This window comes from Streptomyces sp. NPDC002734, from assembly GCF_040295685.1.
GTDB lineage: Bacteria > Actinomycetota > Actinomycetes > Streptomycetales > Streptomycetaceae > Streptomyces.
Map to the genome: position 1 here is coordinate 107,537 of NZ_JBEOVU010000014.1, position 14,642 is coordinate 122,178.

The 14,642-nt window shown below is 74.1% G+C and carries 15 protein-coding genes; 10 read left to right on the top strand and 5 right to left on the bottom strand.

The genetic code is table 11. The features are described 5' to 3' along the window. Nucleotides 1-327 precede the first annotated feature (327 nt). Nucleotides 328-1,374, bottom strand: coding sequence for a VldE C-terminal domain-containing protein (locus ABT026_RS15055; RefSeq protein ID WP_351114791.1), 1,047 nt, complete (start codon nucleotides 1,372-1,374; stop codon nucleotides 328-330). Nucleotides 1,375-1,460: 86 nt separating this feature from the next. Between ABT026_RS15055 and dapE the strand changes: the two genes are divergently transcribed. Beyond that, on the top strand, nucleotides 1,461-2,540 hold the full coding sequence (dapE, locus tag ABT026_RS15060; protein WP_351114793.1) for a succinyl-diaminopimelate desuccinylase: 1,080 nt from the start codon (nucleotides 1,461-1,463) through the stop codon (nucleotides 2,538-2,540). 144 nt (nucleotides 2,541-2,684) lie between these two features. Continuing rightward, nucleotides 2,685-3,491: an LOG family protein gene (locus tag ABT026_RS15065; protein WP_351114794.1), complete on the top strand. Its 807-nt coding sequence runs from the start codon at nucleotides 2,685-2,687 to the stop codon at nucleotides 3,489-3,491. A gap of 62 nt (nucleotides 3,492-3,553) precedes the next feature. Here ABT026_RS15065 and folP read toward each other — a convergent pair whose 3' ends face one another. Beyond that, nucleotides 3,554-4,414 (bottom strand): dihydropteroate synthase, encoded by an 861-nt coding sequence (gene folP / locus ABT026_RS15070; protein WP_351114796.1) that lies wholly within the window; start codon nucleotides 4,412-4,414, stop codon nucleotides 3,554-3,556. 133 nt (nucleotides 4,415-4,547) lie between these two features. Here folP and ABT026_RS32165 point away from each other — a divergent pair, with 133 nt between their 5' ends. Together ABT026_RS32165 and ABT026_RS15080 are read left to right on the top strand one after the other, a co-directional pair. Beyond that, on the top strand, nucleotides 4,548-5,102 hold the full coding sequence (locus ABT026_RS32165; RefSeq protein ID WP_502967978.1) for a DivIVA domain-containing protein: 555 nt from the start codon (nucleotides 4,548-4,550) through the stop codon (nucleotides 5,100-5,102). Continuing rightward, nucleotides 5,099-5,737: a DNA-3-methyladenine glycosylase I gene (locus ABT026_RS15080; protein WP_351114797.1), complete on the top strand. Its 639-nt coding sequence runs from the start codon at nucleotides 5,099-5,101 to the stop codon at nucleotides 5,735-5,737. The genes ABT026_RS32165 and ABT026_RS15080 overlap by 4 nt, the downstream gene beginning before the upstream one ends. A 36-nt stretch (nucleotides 5,738-5,773) precedes the next feature. Here the strand turns inward: ABT026_RS15080 and chcB are convergent, their stop codons facing one another. Continuing rightward, nucleotides 5,774-6,589 carry a 2-cyclohexenylcarbonyl CoA isomerase gene (gene chcB / locus ABT026_RS15085; RefSeq protein WP_351114798.1) on the bottom strand — a complete coding sequence of 272 codons (816 nt, stop codon included), beginning with the start codon at nucleotides 6,587-6,589 and terminating at the stop codon, nucleotides 5,774-5,776. A gap of 368 nt (nucleotides 6,590-6,957) precedes the next feature. Here chcB and ABT026_RS15090 point away from each other — a divergent pair, with 368 nt between their 5' ends. Then, nucleotides 6,958-7,125, top strand: coding sequence for a DUF3117 domain-containing protein (locus tag ABT026_RS15090; RefSeq protein ID WP_003966491.1), 168 nt, complete (start codon nucleotides 6,958-6,960; stop codon nucleotides 7,123-7,125). A 101-nt stretch (nucleotides 7,126-7,226) separates the two neighbouring features. On the opposite strand, the gene ABT026_RS15095 is transcribed toward ABT026_RS15090, so the two are convergent. Next, nucleotides 7,227-7,907 carry an O-methyltransferase gene (locus ABT026_RS15095; protein ID WP_351114799.1) on the bottom strand — a complete coding sequence of 227 codons (681 nt, stop codon included), beginning with the start codon at nucleotides 7,905-7,907 and terminating at the stop codon, nucleotides 7,227-7,229. 159 nt (nucleotides 7,908-8,066) lie between these two features. Between ABT026_RS15095 and sigE the strand changes: the two genes are divergently transcribed. The 5 genes from sigE to ABT026_RS15120 all read left to right on the top strand — a co-directional run bounded on the left by sigE (nucleotide 8,067) and on the right by ABT026_RS15120 (nucleotide 13,362). Then, nucleotides 8,067-8,858: an RNA polymerase sigma factor SigE gene (gene sigE, locus ABT026_RS15100; RefSeq protein ID WP_351114801.1), complete on the top strand. Its 792-nt coding sequence runs from the start codon at nucleotides 8,067-8,069 to the stop codon at nucleotides 8,856-8,858. Next, nucleotides 8,855-9,673, top strand: coding sequence for a zf-HC2 domain-containing protein (locus ABT026_RS15105; protein ID WP_351114803.1), 819 nt, complete (start codon nucleotides 8,855-8,857; stop codon nucleotides 9,671-9,673). The genes sigE and ABT026_RS15105 overlap by 4 nt, the downstream gene beginning before the upstream one ends. A 281-nt stretch (nucleotides 9,674-9,954) precedes the next feature. After that, the gene (locus ABT026_RS15110) at nucleotides 9,955-11,862 is read left to right on the top strand and encodes a S1C family serine protease (RefSeq protein WP_502967979.1); all 1,908 of its coding nucleotides are present in this window, start codon (nucleotides 9,955-9,957) and stop codon (nucleotides 11,860-11,862) included. A gap of 190 nt (nucleotides 11,863-12,052) precedes the next feature. Further along, nucleotides 12,053-12,517 (top strand): sec-independent translocase, encoded by a 465-nt coding sequence (locus ABT026_RS15115; RefSeq protein WP_351114806.1) that lies wholly within the window; start codon nucleotides 12,053-12,055, stop codon nucleotides 12,515-12,517. Between the two features lie 191 nt (nucleotides 12,518-12,708). Then, nucleotides 12,709-13,362 (top strand): hypothetical protein, encoded by a 654-nt coding sequence (locus ABT026_RS15120; RefSeq protein WP_351114807.1) that lies wholly within the window; start codon nucleotides 12,709-12,711, stop codon nucleotides 13,360-13,362. A 121-nt stretch (nucleotides 13,363-13,483) separates the two neighbouring features. On the opposite strand, the gene ABT026_RS15125 is transcribed toward ABT026_RS15120, so the two are convergent. Further along, on the bottom strand, nucleotides 13,484-14,617 hold the full coding sequence (locus tag ABT026_RS15125) for an Mrp/NBP35 family ATP-binding protein (protein WP_351114808.1): 1,134 nt from the start codon (nucleotides 14,615-14,617) through the stop codon (nucleotides 13,484-13,486). Between the last annotated feature and the right edge of the window lie 25 nt (nucleotides 14,618-14,642).

The following is a 14,642-nucleotide window of genomic DNA, read 5'->3' on the forward strand; positions in this document are numbered from 1 at the left end:
TGTTCGGTCCGCGGCCGCCTCGCGGGGCGACCGCCAGGTCAGGGTCCGGTGAGGCGGACGCAGTGATTACGGACCGGGCGGGGCGAAGGTTGCGGACCGCCGCCGTAAAGAGTTGGCAATGCGTCGCATAATCGGCTGCGGACGGAACGGGGCGTTCCGGACAGGGTCCGGCTCGCTGCGGAAACCTTCCGCCGCCGCTGTCCCAACGGATCCGGCGTCCGGTGGGCCACCAGTGCGAAAACCGCCGCCCGGTGCCGGGCGGCGGTCGTGGAGTTGGCCCTACGGAGTGACCCGTCGTACGTCTGCGCGACGACGGGGGGTGGCCGTCTAGCGTGAGGTCACGATGCTGACCCGGGCGTCGGAGCCCGGGGAGCCGTGCGCGCCCGGGGAACGGTCGCCCTCGGCCTTCTGCCAGTCGCCCCGGTCCGCCGTCCACACCCGGCCGCCGTAGGTCACGCGCGCGATGCCGAGGTCGGAGGCGTTGGCCACCGCCCAGTGGGCGAACTGCCAGCCCCGCTGCCGGGCGCCCGGCTCCGCCACCGGGACCGTCACCGTCCGGTCGGACGCGGGGGAGGGCGACTTCGACGCCGCCGACTCCCGCGAGCCTGCCGTCGAGACGCGGCCCGGCGCATCCCCGGTCCTGCGGGCGTCCGCCTGCCGGGCGTCCGCGCCCCGGCCGGCGGAGACCTCCGCCGCGGCCTTGCCCAGCACCTCGGTGCCGAAGTCCCGGGTCAGCGCCGCGCGTACCGCGTCCGGACGGGCCGGCGCGTCCGCGGCGGACGGCCCCGAGCAGGTCAGGGTGGCCGCGCTGCGGCCGGTCAGCGCCGCCGCGAGCAGCTCCGCGTCCGGCTCGTGCTTGGCGTAGGCGTCGGGATAGGCGCTGCGCTGCACCTCCTGCGCGGCCACCGTCAGCGGCAGGTCCGCGTAGTCCTGGACCTTCACGAGGTGGTCGTAGAACTGGCCGGCCGCGTACGCCGGGTCCATGATCTCCGCCGGCCTGCCCCAGCCCTGCGAGGGCCGCTGCTGGAACAGGCCGAGGGAGTCCCGGTCGCCGTAGCGGATGTTGCGCAGCGCGGACTCCTGCAGCGCCGTCGCCAGGGCGATGGTGACCGCCCGCTCGGGCAGCTCGCGCGCGGTGCCGACGGCCGTGATCGTGGCGGCGTTCACCGCCTGCTCGGGCGTGAACTCGTACCGGGCGGGTTCACCCCGCCCGCCCGAGGCCACCACCTCGCAGCCCGGCCCGGAGGGACCGGCTCCGCCACCGGGCATGTGCCGGGCGGCGAAGTAACCCGCGAGGGAGAACAGCACGATCAGGGCCGCCCCGAAACGGACGAGGCGACCACGGCGCTTGGGGGCGGTTGACGTCTCTGTCACGGGTAACACGGTAACGGAGGTATGCCAGGGAGCCCGAGCCCCTGTGGACAACCTCTCTCAGGTGTGCGCGGGTTAGGGTCGGGGCCATGGCCGAAACCGAGCTTGACCTTTCGTCGGACGCCGCCCGCCTGACCGCGCGGCTCGTGGACCTCCCCTCCGAGAGCGGCGACGAGAAGTCGCTCGCCGACGCGATCGAGGCGGCGCTGCGGAAGCTGCCCCACCTGACCGTCGACCGGCACGGCAACAACGTGGTGGCCCGCACCCACCTCGGCCGCCCGGAGCGGGTGGTGCTCGCCGGGCACATCGACACCGTGCCCATCGCCGGCAACGTGCCCTCGCGGCTGGACGAGGAGGGCGTGCTCTGGGGCTGCGGCACCTGTGACATGAAGTCGGGCGTCGCCGTCCAGCTGCGGATCGCCGCCACCGTCCCCGAGCCCAACCGCGACCTCACCTTCGTCTTCTACGACAACGAGGAGGTCGACGCCAGTCTGAACGGACTGGGCCACGTGGCCGACGCCCACCCCGACTGGCTCGAGGCCGACTTCGCGGTCCTGCTGGAGCCCAGCGACGGCGAGGTCGAGGGCGGCTGCCAGGGCACCCTCCGGGTGAAGCTGCGGACCAAGGGCGAGCGGGCCCACTCGGCGCGCTCCTGGATGGGCGCCAACGCCATCCACGCCGCCGCGCCGATCCTCGAGCGCCTGGCCGCCTACGAGCCGCGCCGCCCGGTGATCGACGGGCTGGAGTACCACGAGGGCCTCAACGCGGTGGCCGTCGAGGGCGGCGTGGCCGGCAACGTCATCCCCGACGTCTGCACGGTCACCGTGAACTTCCGCTACGCCCCCGACCGCAGCGAGGAGGAGGCGGTCGCGCACGTCCGCGAGGTGTTCGCGGGCTGCCCGATCGACGAGTTCGTGATCGACGACCACAGCCCCGGCGCCCTGCCCGGCCTCTCCCACCCGGCCGCCCGCGCCTTCATGGAGGCCGTCGGCGGGGTGGCGCGGCCCAAGTTCGGCTGGACGGACGTCTCGCGCTTCAGCGCCCTGGGCGTTCCGGCCGTCAACTACGGTCCCGGCAACCCGCTGCTCGCCCACAAGAGGGACGAGCGGGTCCTGGCGTCGATGATTCCCGAGGCCGAGCGGCGTCTGCGGGAGTGGCTGACCGGCTGAGGCGCGGCGCCGGAGTCGGCGGATTCGTACCGAAACGGGTACCGGACGGCACACGGCGGACATGTTCGCGTCCCCAGCGGGTAACCCGCGTAGACCTACTCTCTGCGGAGGAACGCGGAGAACCCGTCACGGAGGGGAGAGCCCATGACCACAGGCAACTCCGAGGGAACGAAGGTGTCGGTGCGCCAGGAGAGGCGGGGCTACCTTCTGCACGGCCTCGACCCGGTCGAGGCCGAGGAGACCGAGCAGGCGGGTCCGGCGGCCCGTAACGCCGGTGACGATGGGGACAGCGACCGCAGACTCCTCGACCCGGACGGAGCGTCCGGGTGGACCGAACGGGACGCCTGGCAGGTGGCCAGGATCCAGGCGGAGTTCGGCGAGGGGTTCCGGGCGCTGTCCGGGCTGCCGCACGCGGTCAGCGTCTTCGGCTCCGCCCGCACCAGCCCCGACTCGGCCGAGTACGAGGCGGGCGTCCGGCTGGGCCGTGGCCTGGCCGAGGCGGGCTGGGCGGTGATCACCGGCGGTGGCCCGGGCGCCATGGAGGCCGCGAACAAGGGCGCCCAGGAGGCCGGGGGAGTCTCCGTGGGCCTGGGAATCGAGCTGCCGTTCGAGAGCGGGCTCAACCCGTACTGCGACATCGGGCTGAACTTCCGGTACTTCTTCGTCCGCAAGACCTGCTTCGTGAAGTACTCGCGCGGCTTCGTCGTCCTGCCCGGCGGCCTGGGCACCCTGGACGAGCTCTTCGAGGCGCTCACGCTGGTCCAGACGGGCAAGGTGACCCGCTTCCCCATCGTCCTGTTCGGCACCGAGCACTGGGGCGGCCTGGCCGACTGGATCAAGTCCACCCTGGTCGCCGGGGGCAAGTGCTCCGAGAAGGACCTGGACCTGTTCCACCTCACGGACGACGTGGACGAGGCCGTCGCCCTCCTCTCCCGCGAAACGGAGCGCTAGACCGGTCCCGCCCCCACCGGATTCCGCCCGCCCGGCCGACGCGGCGCCCGCCCGACGCGCCGTCAGGCCAGGCCGCGGCGGGCCACCGCCGGCGGGCGGTGGCCCGCGATGGAGGCCACCATGTCCAGGACCTGCCGGGTCTCCGCGACCTCGTGCACCCGGTAGACCTGGGCGCCCAGCCAGGCCGACACCGCCGTGGTGGCCAGCGTGCCCAGCAGCCGCTCCTTGACCGGACGGTCCAGCGTCTCGCCGACGAAGTCCTTGTTGGACAGCGAGACCAGCACCGACCAGCCGGTCTCCGTCATCTCGCCCAGCCGGCGGGTCGCCTCCAGGCTGTGCCGGGTGTTCTTGCCGAAGTCGTGCCCGGGGTCGATCAGCACCGACTCACGGGGCACGCCCAGCGACACCGCCCGCTCGGCCAGCGAGACGGTCACCGCCAGGATGTCCGCCATCACGTCCTCGTAGGTCACCCGGTGCGGCCGGGTGCGCGGCTCGGCGCCGCCGGCGTGCGTGCAGACCAGGCCGACCCGGTACCGCGCGGCGACCTCGGCCAGCTTCGGGTCGACGCCGCCCCAGGCGTCGTTCAGCAGGTCCGCGCCGGCCTCGCAGACCGCCTCGCCGACCTCGTGCCGCCAGGTGTCCACGCTGATCACCACGTCGGGGAAGCGGCGGCGCACCTCGGCCACGAAACCGACCGTGCGGCGGACCTCCTCCTCGGCGCTGACCTCCTCGCCGGGACCGGCCTTCACACCGCCGATGTCGATGATCGCCGCACCCTCGGCCACCGCCTGCTCCACCCGGGCCAGAGCGGGCTCGTCACGGAAGGTGGCGCCCCGGTCGTAGAAGGAGTCCGGCGTCCGGTTCACGATGGCCATGATCACCGGTTCGTGCGCCTCGAACTCACGCCTGCCCAGCCTGAGCATCCCGTACGGCCTCTTTCCTCTACGTACGTCCGGTGTCCGGTCTTCCGGTCTTCGGCTGTCTGCGACCCTAACCGCAGCCGCGGCATGGCACGATCGGACCCCTGGCAACTACGACACGCGGGGGGCCGCAGCCTTGGCAACGTTTCTCATCCTGGTCGTCGCGCTCGCCGTGGTGGTGACCGCGACCACTCTGGCCGTCGTCGGCGGCGGTGACCGCGACGTGCTTCCCGACGCGCCGCCGGACGCGCTCCACGTCGCCCTGCCCCACGAGCGGGCGGTCACCGCGCGGGACGTGCACGAGCTCCGCTTCGCCCCCGCGCTGCGGGGCTACCGGATGGGCGACGTGGACGACGTCCTCGCCCGGCTCGCCCACGAACTCCACTTCCGGGACGAGCGCATCGCCTCGCTGGAGTCCGCCCTGGGCGCCGCCCGCGGCTCCACCGGAGCGACGCGCCTCGCCGTGCGGGACGGCGAGGCGGCGGAGCGGCCCGGGGACCTCCTGGTCAAGGGTGAGGAGCAGCCCGCGACCTCCGCCTCCTCCGCGGCCGCCCCCGCGGAGGAGGAGAAGCCGGACGAGACCGTGGCCGACACGGGGACCGACACCCCCGACGCCGGCGTCCAGGAGAGCGACGAGCACGACGGCCCGCGCGACGAGCAGGGGCCGGACGCCCCCGGGGAGGCCCGATGAGCCCTGCCGAACCACCCGTCGTCCCCGAGGCTGCGCCGGAAACCACCCGGGCGGCCTCCGGCGCCGTGCCCGGCCCCGACGGACTGCCGCGCTGCCCCTGGGGGCTGTCCGCCCCCGACTACCTCGCCTACCACGACGAGGAGTGGGGCCGCCCGGTCCACGGGGACGACGCCCTGTTCGAGCGGCTCTGCCTGGAGGCCTTCCAGTCGGGCCTGTCCTGGCTGACCATCCTGCGCAGGCGGGAGGGCTTCCGGGCCGCCTTCGCCGGGTTCCGGATCGCCGAGGTGGCGGCCTTCACCGAGGAGGACCGGACCCGGCTGCTCGCCGACCCGGGGATCATCCGCAACCGGGCCAAGATCGACGCCACCCTCGCCAACGCCGCCGTGCTGGCCGACTGGAAGCCGGGCGAGCTCGACGAGCTGATCTGGTCCCACGCGCCCGCGCCGCGCCCGGCCCCCCGCACCCTCGCCGACGTCCCGGCGGTGACACCGGAGTCGACGGCCCTGTCCAAGGAGCTCAAGCGCCGCGGGCTGCGCTTCGTCGGCCCCACCACCGCCTACGCGCTGCTCCAGGCCTGCGGTCTGACCAACGACCACCTGGCCGACTGCGCGATGCGCGAGGCCGGGCAGGGCTGACGAGGCGGGCGGCGCCGGACGGGCCGGCGCACCCGGTCAGCGCCCGAGGTAGCGGGGGCGCTCCTTGTCGAGGAACGCCTTCACGGCGATCCGGTGGTCCTCCGAGGAGCCGGCCCGGCCCTGCAGCTCGTCCTCCTTCTCCAGCGTCTCCTCCAGCGAGTGGGTCATGCCGTAGGCGACCGACTCCTTGAGCGCCGCGTAGGCCACCGTGGGTCCCTCGGCGAGCCGGCGGGCGACCTTCTCCGCCTCCGCGCGCAGCTCCGCGGCCGGCACCACGCGGTCGGCGACGCCGAGCCGCAGCGCCTCCTCGGCGTCGATGGAGCGGGGGAAGAGCAGCAGGTCCATGGCACGGCCCGGGCCGACCACCCGCGGCAGCGTCCAGGAAACGCCGGAGTCGGCGGTCAACGCCACGCCCGCGAAGGAGGTCGTGAACTTGGCGGTGTCGGCGACCACCCGGTGGTCGGCGGCCAGCGCGAAGCCGAAGCCCGCCCCCGCGGCCACCCCGTTGACGCCGGCCACCACCGGCTTCGCCATCCCGGCGATCGCGCGGACGATGGGGTTGTAGTGCTCACCGACCGTGCTCAGCCGGCCGGCGTCCTCACCGCCCCCTTCACCGGAGTCCTGGGCCGCGAGCAGTTCGATGTGCTCCTTGAGGTCCTGGCCCACGCAGAACGCCCGGTCGCCGGCCGCGGTGAGCAGCACCGCCCGCACCGCGGGGTCCGCGGCGGCACTCCGCAGTGCCTCGCGCAGCGCCACCTTCGTCTCCACGTCGAGCGCGTTCATCGCCTCGGGGCGGTTCAGGGTGATGATCGCCAGCGCGTCGCTGACCTCGTAGAGCACGGTGTCGGCCATCTCGACTTCCCTCCGTCGGTTTGCGGTCCGAGGACAGCATGGCGGACATTCGGGAGGCCGAACGGTGGCCGGGGTGTGACCTCCGACAAAGAATTCCGGTCACCATTCGGTCGCGGCAGGTCGGATCGGGGGCGCAGTATCGCAGTGACATCCCCGAATTGAGTGGTTTTGGCCTCGCGCGTTGCGCAAGCGATGCGGACTGATGTTGGTCATTGGTGCGTGAGATGCGGGATAATGGCCGGGAAGCAATGTGTTCGATGCCGGTGACGCCTGCCCCGCCTCGGGGACGGGCGAGCCCTTTTCGAGGCGCGTCCTCCTCAAGGTCTTCCGGCACGGCGGTTGAGCTGGTTTCAGGAAGGGGAACGAGCATGGCGGCCATGAAGCCGCGGACGGGCGACGGCCCGCTCGAGGTGACCAAGGAGGGGCGGGGCATCGTCATGCGCGTTCCGCTCGAAGGCGGCGGTCGGCTCGTCGTCGAGCTGACGCCGGACGAGGCGGATGCGCTCGGCGACGCCCTCAAGAAGGTCGTCGGCTGACGCGCGACCACCACTCAGCGTGACGCCTGCTGCCCGGTTCCCCCTCAGGGAGCCGGGCAGCGGCCGTTCTCCCGGAAGCCGCCGGGCCGCACGTGGTCCGGTCAGCGCTTGGCGGCGCAGAGCAGGCCGTCGCCCACGGGCAGCAGGGAGGACACCAGGTCCTCGCTCTCGCGCACCTCGCGGATCAGCTCCCGCAGCCGCAGGACCTCCGTCGGCTGCGGCCCCGTCCCCACGGTGCGCCCGTTCGCCAGCACCCCGGCGAACACCACCAGACCGCCCGGCCGCAGCAGACGCAACGATTCGGCGAGGTACTCCAGCACCTCGAGGCGGTCCGCGTCGCAGAAGACCAGGTCGTACCCGAGGTCCGCGAGCCGCGGCAGCACGTCCAGGGCCGGCCCCGGGATCAGCCGGGCGCGGTTGACCGCGAAACCCGACGCGCGGAAGGTCTGGCGGGCCGCCTGCTGGTACTCCGGCTCGGTGTCCACCGTGGTGAGCACCCCGTCCGGGCGCATGCCGTGCAGCAGGTGGACGCCGGAGACGCCGGTGCCGGTGCCGATCTCGGCGACCGCCTTCGCGCCCACCGATGCGGCGAGCAGCCGCAGCACCGAGCCCGCGGCGGGCGTCACCGGACGCAGCCCGGCCTCGCGCGCACGGTCGCGGGCGAGGAGCAGGGGCTCGTCCTCCGTGACGAACGCGTCGGCCAGCGTCCAACTCGCCTGCCCGTTGCTGCTGATGGCCGCCTCCCGTCCCCGTCCGCGCCTTCGGCGTATCGCTGGTTCCATCTCGTCCGTGACTGTATCCGGCGCGGTCGGGAACCTGGCGGCGGGACGCCGCGTTTGAAGAGTGAGGGGAAAGGCGTGCACGGGACGGGGGAAGCGCCGATGGAGCGAGTGGTGAACTCTCGCAAACCTGCTTATCCGGAGCTAACGGACGAGATGGCTATGGTAGGGGCTCCACTGGACACCACCAGAGCCGACAGGGGAGGTGCGGCCGCACCCGCTGACCGCGGCGGAGGGCTGAGGCGCCTTCTCGGGTCGGCGGCCAGGCCGACATCCGTGACCGACACCGCTGCTGACCGTCCGGCCGGCCAAGAGGCCGACCGTTCCTCCGAGCCCGCCCGCACCGCGACGTTCGCCACCGACGGTGACGGGTCGGCGTGGACTCCGCCCACCTGGGAGGAGATCGTCAGCACGCACAGTGCCCGGGTCTACCGGCTCGCCTACCGCCTGACCGGCAACCAGCACGACGCCGAGGACCTCACCCAGGAGGTCTTCGTCCGGGTGTTCCGCTCGCTGTCCACGTACTCGCCCGGCACGTTCGAGGGCTGGCTGCACCGGATCACCACCAACCTCTTCCTGGACATGGTGCGCCGCAAGCAGCGCATCCGGTTCGACGCGCTCGCCGAGGACGCCGCCGAGCGGCTGCCCGGCCGTGAGCCGTCGCCCCAGCAGGTCCTCAACGACGCCCACTTCGACGCCGACATCCAGCAGGCGCTGGACACCCTGGCGCCCGAGTTCCGCGCCGCGGTCGTCCTGTGCGACATCGAAGGACTGTCCTACGAGGAGATCGCCGCGACCCTGGGCGTGAAGCTCGGCACGGTCCGCAGCCGGATCCACCGGGGCCGTTCGCAGCTGCGCAAGGCGCTCGCCCACCGCTCTCCCGAGGCGCGCGCCGAGCGCAGGTTCGGCGTCACCCGCCTTCCGGCGCTGAGAGGAGGAGGCGCGACCGCGTGAGTGAGTCACGTCCGACGCCGGCCGAGCAGCACCTCGGTGACCGGCTCTCCGCCCTGGTGGACGGCGAGCTGGGACACGAGGCGCGTGAGCGCGTGCTGGCCCATCTGGCCACCTGCACCAGGTGCCGGGTCGAGGCCGACGCGCAGCGCAGGCTGAAGAACGTCTTCGCCGAGGTCTCCGGCCCTACGCCGTCCGAGAGTTTCCTCGCCCGTCTGCAGGGTCTCCCCGTGGACGGGCCCGACGAGCTGCGCGATTCCGGAGGCTCCGGAGCCGGGGACGAGCCGGGGGCCATGTTCCTCGGCTCCCGGCGCGCCGAGGCCTTCGGGCTGGCCGCCTCCGCCACGCACGGCTTCCCGATCCACCACGTGGGCCGCGCCGACGTCGGCCGTGCCCAGGCGGAGCGGGCCGCCTCCCGCAGCCGCCGGTTGGCCTTCGCCGCCGCGAGCGCGGTCTCGCTGGCCGCGGTGGCGCTCGGCGGGGTGACGACCGGGGTCCCGGTCGCCGACGCCGACCGCGGCGGTCTGCGCAGCAACGCCACCCCTCCGGCGGGCCGGCAGGCCGGTGGCGCCGTCGGCGCGACGGACGCCCGGCGCCGCGCCACGCCTCCGCTGGTGCACAGCGCCGCGGCCCAGCGTCAGCTCGCCCCCGTGGCGGCCCCTCTGCTGTCCGGGGGCGGCGCCCAGTCGGTGGCCGGCGACGGCCCCGCGCCCACGCCGCTGATAGGGCCCGGCGTCCCCGTGACGCCCGGGCTCCCGGTCCCGCTGACCGCGCCCGCCCCGAGCGGCACCCTGACCCCGCCCCCGGCCGGACGCTGACCAGGTTCTCTGCGCGCCCGCGGGGAACCTGATTGAATCCGGACTGTGCCGCGAGGGCGGCGCGTCGACGAATCACGCCAGGTGTTGGGGAGAGCATGAACGAGGGCACGCCGGGGAAGTCCGCGAGGCCCAAGTGGTGGAGCCGCCCCCGCCCCGCCCCGGGACCGGACGCCTCCGGCGACTTCCCCCTCGCGGCCCCCGGGCCCGTGGCCTCCGTGGCCGAGCCCTCCGGGCCGGTGGATCAGGGGGCGGCGCCTTCCGGGCCGGTGGCTCAGGGGGCGGTGCCTTCCGGGTCTTCGGGCCTGGGGGAGAACGCGGGCGACCCGCAGGCCGCGGCTCCGCAGACCGCGGCTCCGCGCCCCCTGCACGAGCCCGACCACTACAGCACGCCCCCGTACGGCAACCCTGGCCCCTGGGCGCCGGCCCCGCCGGTCCAGCACCCCGCCACCCCCGCCGCGGGCACTCCGCCGGGCGGCGGTCACCTTCCCCCGACGCACCAGACGCACCAGACGCCCCCGCCGCCCGCCGCCCCGGCCGACAGCGCGGCCCCGGCGGCCCCTCCCGTGGACCCCGCCGCCCCGGTGGGCGGCCCCGGCGCGGACGAACGGTCCTGGACGTCCGCCCCGCCGCCGCAGCAGCCGCCCGTCCCGGCGGGCACCCCCTCCGGCGCCCCGGACCCGTACGCCCTGCCCGACCCGTCGCGGCAGGCCGCCGTCCCCGCGTCCCCGGCGGGAGCCCCCGGCCCCCAGGGCCACGCCCCGGCCGGAGCCGTCCCCGCAGCGCCGCACGACGCGGCGTACGCGTCCGCCGCGGACCCCGCCCGGTCCAACGCGGCGGCGCTCGCGCCCGACGCCCACGACACCCGGGCCCCCGCGACCGACGCCGCGTACGCCCCCGAGGCCCACGCCACGCAGGCGCCCGACCGCGACCCCGACCCCGACCTCGCTCCGGACCCGGCCCCCGCAGGACCCTGGAGCCGCTACGACCCCTGGGCCACCCCCGGGGCCGGACCGGCCGCCCCCGCGGCCCCCGCCCCGCCGCAGGGCGGCGCACAGGGAGCCGAGGCCCCCTCCCGGCGGCGGGCGAGGCGCCGGCGCGCCCTCGTCGGCGGCGCCGTCGCGGTCGCCCTGGTGGCCGGGCTGGCCGGCGGCATGGCGGGCGTGTACCTGGAGCGCCACGGCGGCCTCGGCGTCGTCGAGCTCTCCCAGGCCCCCGTGGAGGACGTGCCCCGCGACCCGGACAGCGTCGCGGGGATCGCCCGGCGCGCCCTGCCCAGCGTGGTCACGCTGCACGTGCAGGGCAGCGGCCAGGCCGGCACCGGCACCGGTTTCGTGCTGGACGACCGCGGCCACATCCTGACCAACCGCCACGTCGTGGAGGCCGCCGAGGACGCGGGCGACGGCCGGATCGCCGTCACCTTCAGCGGCGGCGAGACCGCCCGGGCCGAACTGGTCGGCGGCGACTCCGGCTACGACCTGGCCGTGGTCCGGGTGAAGGGCGTCAAGGGTCTGCACCCGATGCCGCTGGGCAACTCCGACAACGTCCGGGTCGGCGACCCGGTGGTGGCCATCGGCGCCCCGTTCGACCTGGCGAACACCGTCACCGCGGGCATCATCAGCGCCAAGGAGCGCCCCATCACGGCCGGCGAGGGCGACGGAGGCGACGTCTCGTACGTGGACGCGCTCCAGACCGACGCCCCGATCAACCCGGGGAACTCCGGCGGCCCGCTGCTCGACGGCCGGGGCCGGGTGATCGGCATCAACTGCGCGATCCGGTCGGCCGACACCGGCATCGACACCGACGACGGCAAGTCCGGCTCCATAGGCCTCGGCTTCGCCATCCCGGTGAACCAGGCCAAGCGGGTGGCCGAGGAACTGATCAACGAGGGCGAGGCCACCCACCCGGTGATAGGCGTCACCCTCGACATGGCCTACGCCGGCGACGGCGCGCGGGTGCACACCAGCGGTTCCGGCGGCGGGTCCTCCGTGACCCCCGGCGGGCCCGGCGCCAAGGCGGGGCTGAAGGCCGGGGACGTGATCACCGCCGTGGACGGCGTCCGGGTGCATTCGGGCGACGAGCTCATCGTCAAGACGCGGGCCCACCGCCCCGGCGACCGCCTGGAGCTGACCGTGAAGCGCGACGGCGAGGAGCGGAGGATCACCCTGGTCCTCGGCTCCTCCGAGGACTGACCGGCCGCCCCGGCCCTCCCTGCCACCGCCGCCGCCCCCGCGCGCACCGAGCGCCACGGGGACGTCACCCGGTCGTCACCCCCGTGTGGCCCGGGATGTGTTGTATGCGTCAGAGGGTGTCGGGGCAGTACCGGTGGGGCGGGTTCGCCGGGTACCGTGGATCTGCCCCGGGACACGCAAGGAGCTTCAGGTGTTCAATGACATAGGATCGCTCGAGCTCATCACGCTCGTCGTCCTCGCCGTGCTCGTCTTCGGGCCGGAGAAGCTTCCGAAGGTCATCCAGGACATCTCCCGGACCATCCGGAAGATCCGCGAGTTCTCGGACAGCGCCAAGCAGGACATCCGCCAGGAGCTCGGCCCGGAGTTCAAGGACTTCGAGTTCCAGGACCTGAACCCCAAGACGTTCATCCGCAAGCAGCTGCAGAACGACGACCTCGGCCTCGGCGAGATCCGTGAGTCGCTCGACCTGAAGAAGGACATCCAGCAGCTCGCGGACCCGAGCATCGCCAACGACCCGTCGTACAGGTCCCCCGCGGCCGCCTCGCCGCCGCCCGCCGCGGCCGCGTCCGGCCAGGCCGCCGGCCCGGTCGGCCTGGAGAAGAAGACGCCGGAGCCGGTCGCCGAGCGCCCTCCGTACGACCTCGACGCCACCTGATCCCACCGCCCGGAACCGCCCCTCGTCCGGCCGTACCCCCTTACCGTTCCGCGTCCGTCCGACCCACCCGGTCGGCGGTAATCCCGGACCGGTGAAGCGGGGTGGCTATGCTGCCGAGTTGTTGTGCGGACCGGCGGACGATTCTTCACCATCCCCCCGCGGTCCGGTGAAGAACGAGGAGGCGTCCGGGCATGGAGACGAGAAGTCGGGTAGGCGCGCAGGCGTCGGCGGTCGCGGGCGGCCGGACCGCCGCGGGCGGCAGCGGGGTCGACGGCTACCTGCGGGCGCCGTTCCCGTGGTACGGCCTCGACGACGCGTTCACCGGGGAGCGCTGGCTGATGCAGGTCGCCACCTCCACGGACGGCGCGGTCGAGCACGGTTCCCTCGGCCACGGCGACGAGCCGTCGGTGCGCTACGAGGCCGCCGAGGACAAGGAACGATTCGCCGTGGTGGTGACCGTGGCCGACCAGCCGGTCCGCCGCAGCGCCGACGGCACCGGCGTACTGGACGCCACCACCGTCTCCTCCGCCGCCTGGCTGGCCGGTCTGGGGCTGCTGTCCTACACCTGGCCCCTCCAGATGGACCACAGCCTGCGCGACGACTGGCTGGAGCAACAGACCGAGACGGCCTGGGTGCTCGCCGACGACCTGGAGAGCCCGGCCTGGACCACCCTGACGCTGCCGGTGGACGGCGAGGCGACGACCTTCCACTACCGGGAGTCGGAGTTCGGCTGGGTGCTGGCCGGCTCCACCGGCGACGGCGTCCACCTCGGGGCCTACGGGCGCGGGATGAGCGCCTACGGCCTCGGCTTCTCGGCCGTCGAGGACATCGAGACCTACGCCTGACCGGCCCCGCCCGACCTGCGCCGCCGGGCCGCCCGAGGGCGCCCCGGCACGACGAAGGGCGCCGTCCCGGGAAGGACGGCGCCCCTGGTGCGCGGCCGCGGGCGGGCGGCCGGAGCGTGGGTCAGAACTTGTTGCGCGGGGTGATCCCCAGCGACATGCCCGACAGCCCGCGCTGACGCCCGCCGAGCTTGCCGGCGATGGCCCGCAGCGCGGCGCCCGCCGGGGAGTCGGGGTCGGTCAGCACCACCGGCTTGCCCTCGTCGCCGCCCTCGCGCAGACGCACGTCGATCGGGATCGAGCCGAGCACCGGCACCGTGGCGCCGGTCGTGCGGGTCAGGCCGTCGGCGACCTTCTGGCCGCCGCCGGTGCCGAAGACGTCGACCATCTCGTCGCAGTGCGGGCACGGCAGGCCCGACATGTTCTCGACCACGCCGACGATCTTCTGGTGCGTCTGCACCGCGATCGAACCGGCCCGCTCGGCGACCTCCGCGGCGGCCTGCTGCGGCGTCGTGACGACCAGGATCTCCGCGTTCGGGACCAGCTGGGCCACCGAGATGGCGATGTCGCCGGTGCCGGGCGGCAGGTCGAGCAGCAGGACGTCGAGGTCGCCCCAGTACACGTCCGCCAGGAACTGCTGGAGCGCGCGGTGCAGCATCGGGCCACGCCACACCACGGGCGCGTTGCCCGGGGTGAACATGCCGATGGAGATGACCTTCACCCCGTTGGCCGAAGGCGGCATGATCATGTTCTCGACCTGGGTGGGCCGCCCGTCGGCGCCCAGCATCCGCGGCACCGAGTGGCCGTAGATGTCGGCGTCGACGACGCCGACCTTCAGGCCGTCCGCGGCCATCGCCGCGGCCAGGTTGACCGTCACCGAGGACTTGCCGACGCCGCCCTTGCCGGAGGCCACCGCGTACACCCGGGTCAGCGAGCCCGGCTTGGCGAAGGGAACCTCGCGCTCGGCGGTGCCGCCGCGCAGCGCGGCCGCCAGCTCCTTGCGCTGCTCGTCGCTCATCACGTCCAGCGTCACGTCGACCGAGGTCACGCCCTCGACACGGGTGAGCGCGGACGTCACGTTGTCCGTGATGGTCCCGCGCATCGGACAGCCCGAGACGGTGAGGTACACCGTGACGGCGACCGAGCCGTCCTCGCCGATCTCCACCGACTTGACCATCCCGAGCTCGGTGATGGGCCGCTGGATCTCGGGGTCGTTCACCGTCGCCAGCGCTTCGCGCACCGCGTCTTCCGTAACCATAAGGACGATGGTACGGCCCCCGGAA

Bases quoted from the DNA above. Each gene is read 5' to 3' on its own strand.
- chcB (WP_351114798.1), bottom strand. From the start codon at position 6,589: ATGGCCGACACCGTGCTCTACGAGGTCAGCGACGCGCTGGCGATCATC.
- folP (WP_351114796.1), bottom strand. From the start codon at position 4,414: ATGCTCAGGCTGGGCAGGCGTGAGTTCGAGGCGCACGAACCGGTGATC.
- ABT026_RS15065 (WP_351114794.1), top strand. From the start codon at position 2,685: ATGACCACAGGCAACTCCGAGGGAACGAAGGTGTCGGTGCGCCAGGAG.
- ABT026_RS15120 (WP_351114807.1), top strand. From the start codon at position 12,709: ATGGAGACGAGAAGTCGGGTAGGCGCGCAGGCGTCGGCGGTCGCGGGC.
- ABT026_RS15095 (WP_351114799.1), bottom strand. From the start codon at position 7,907: ATGGAACCAGCGATACGCCGAAGGCGCGGACGGGGACGGGAGGCGGCC.
- ABT026_RS15080 (WP_351114797.1), top strand. From the start codon at position 5,099: ATGAGCCCTGCCGAACCACCCGTCGTCCCCGAGGCTGCGCCGGAAACC.
- ABT026_RS15090 (WP_003966491.1), top strand. From the start codon at position 6,958: ATGGCGGCCATGAAGCCGCGGACGGGCGACGGCCCGCTCGAGGTGACC.
- sigE (WP_351114801.1), top strand. From the start codon at position 8,067: ATGGTAGGGGCTCCACTGGACACCACCAGAGCCGACAGGGGAGGTGCG.
- ABT026_RS15125 (WP_351114808.1), bottom strand. From the start codon at position 14,617: ATGGTTACGGAAGACGCGGTGCGCGAAGCGCTGGCGACGGTGAACGAC.
- dapE (WP_351114793.1), top strand. From the start codon at position 1,461: ATGGCCGAAACCGAGCTTGACCTTTCGTCGGACGCCGCCCGCCTGACC.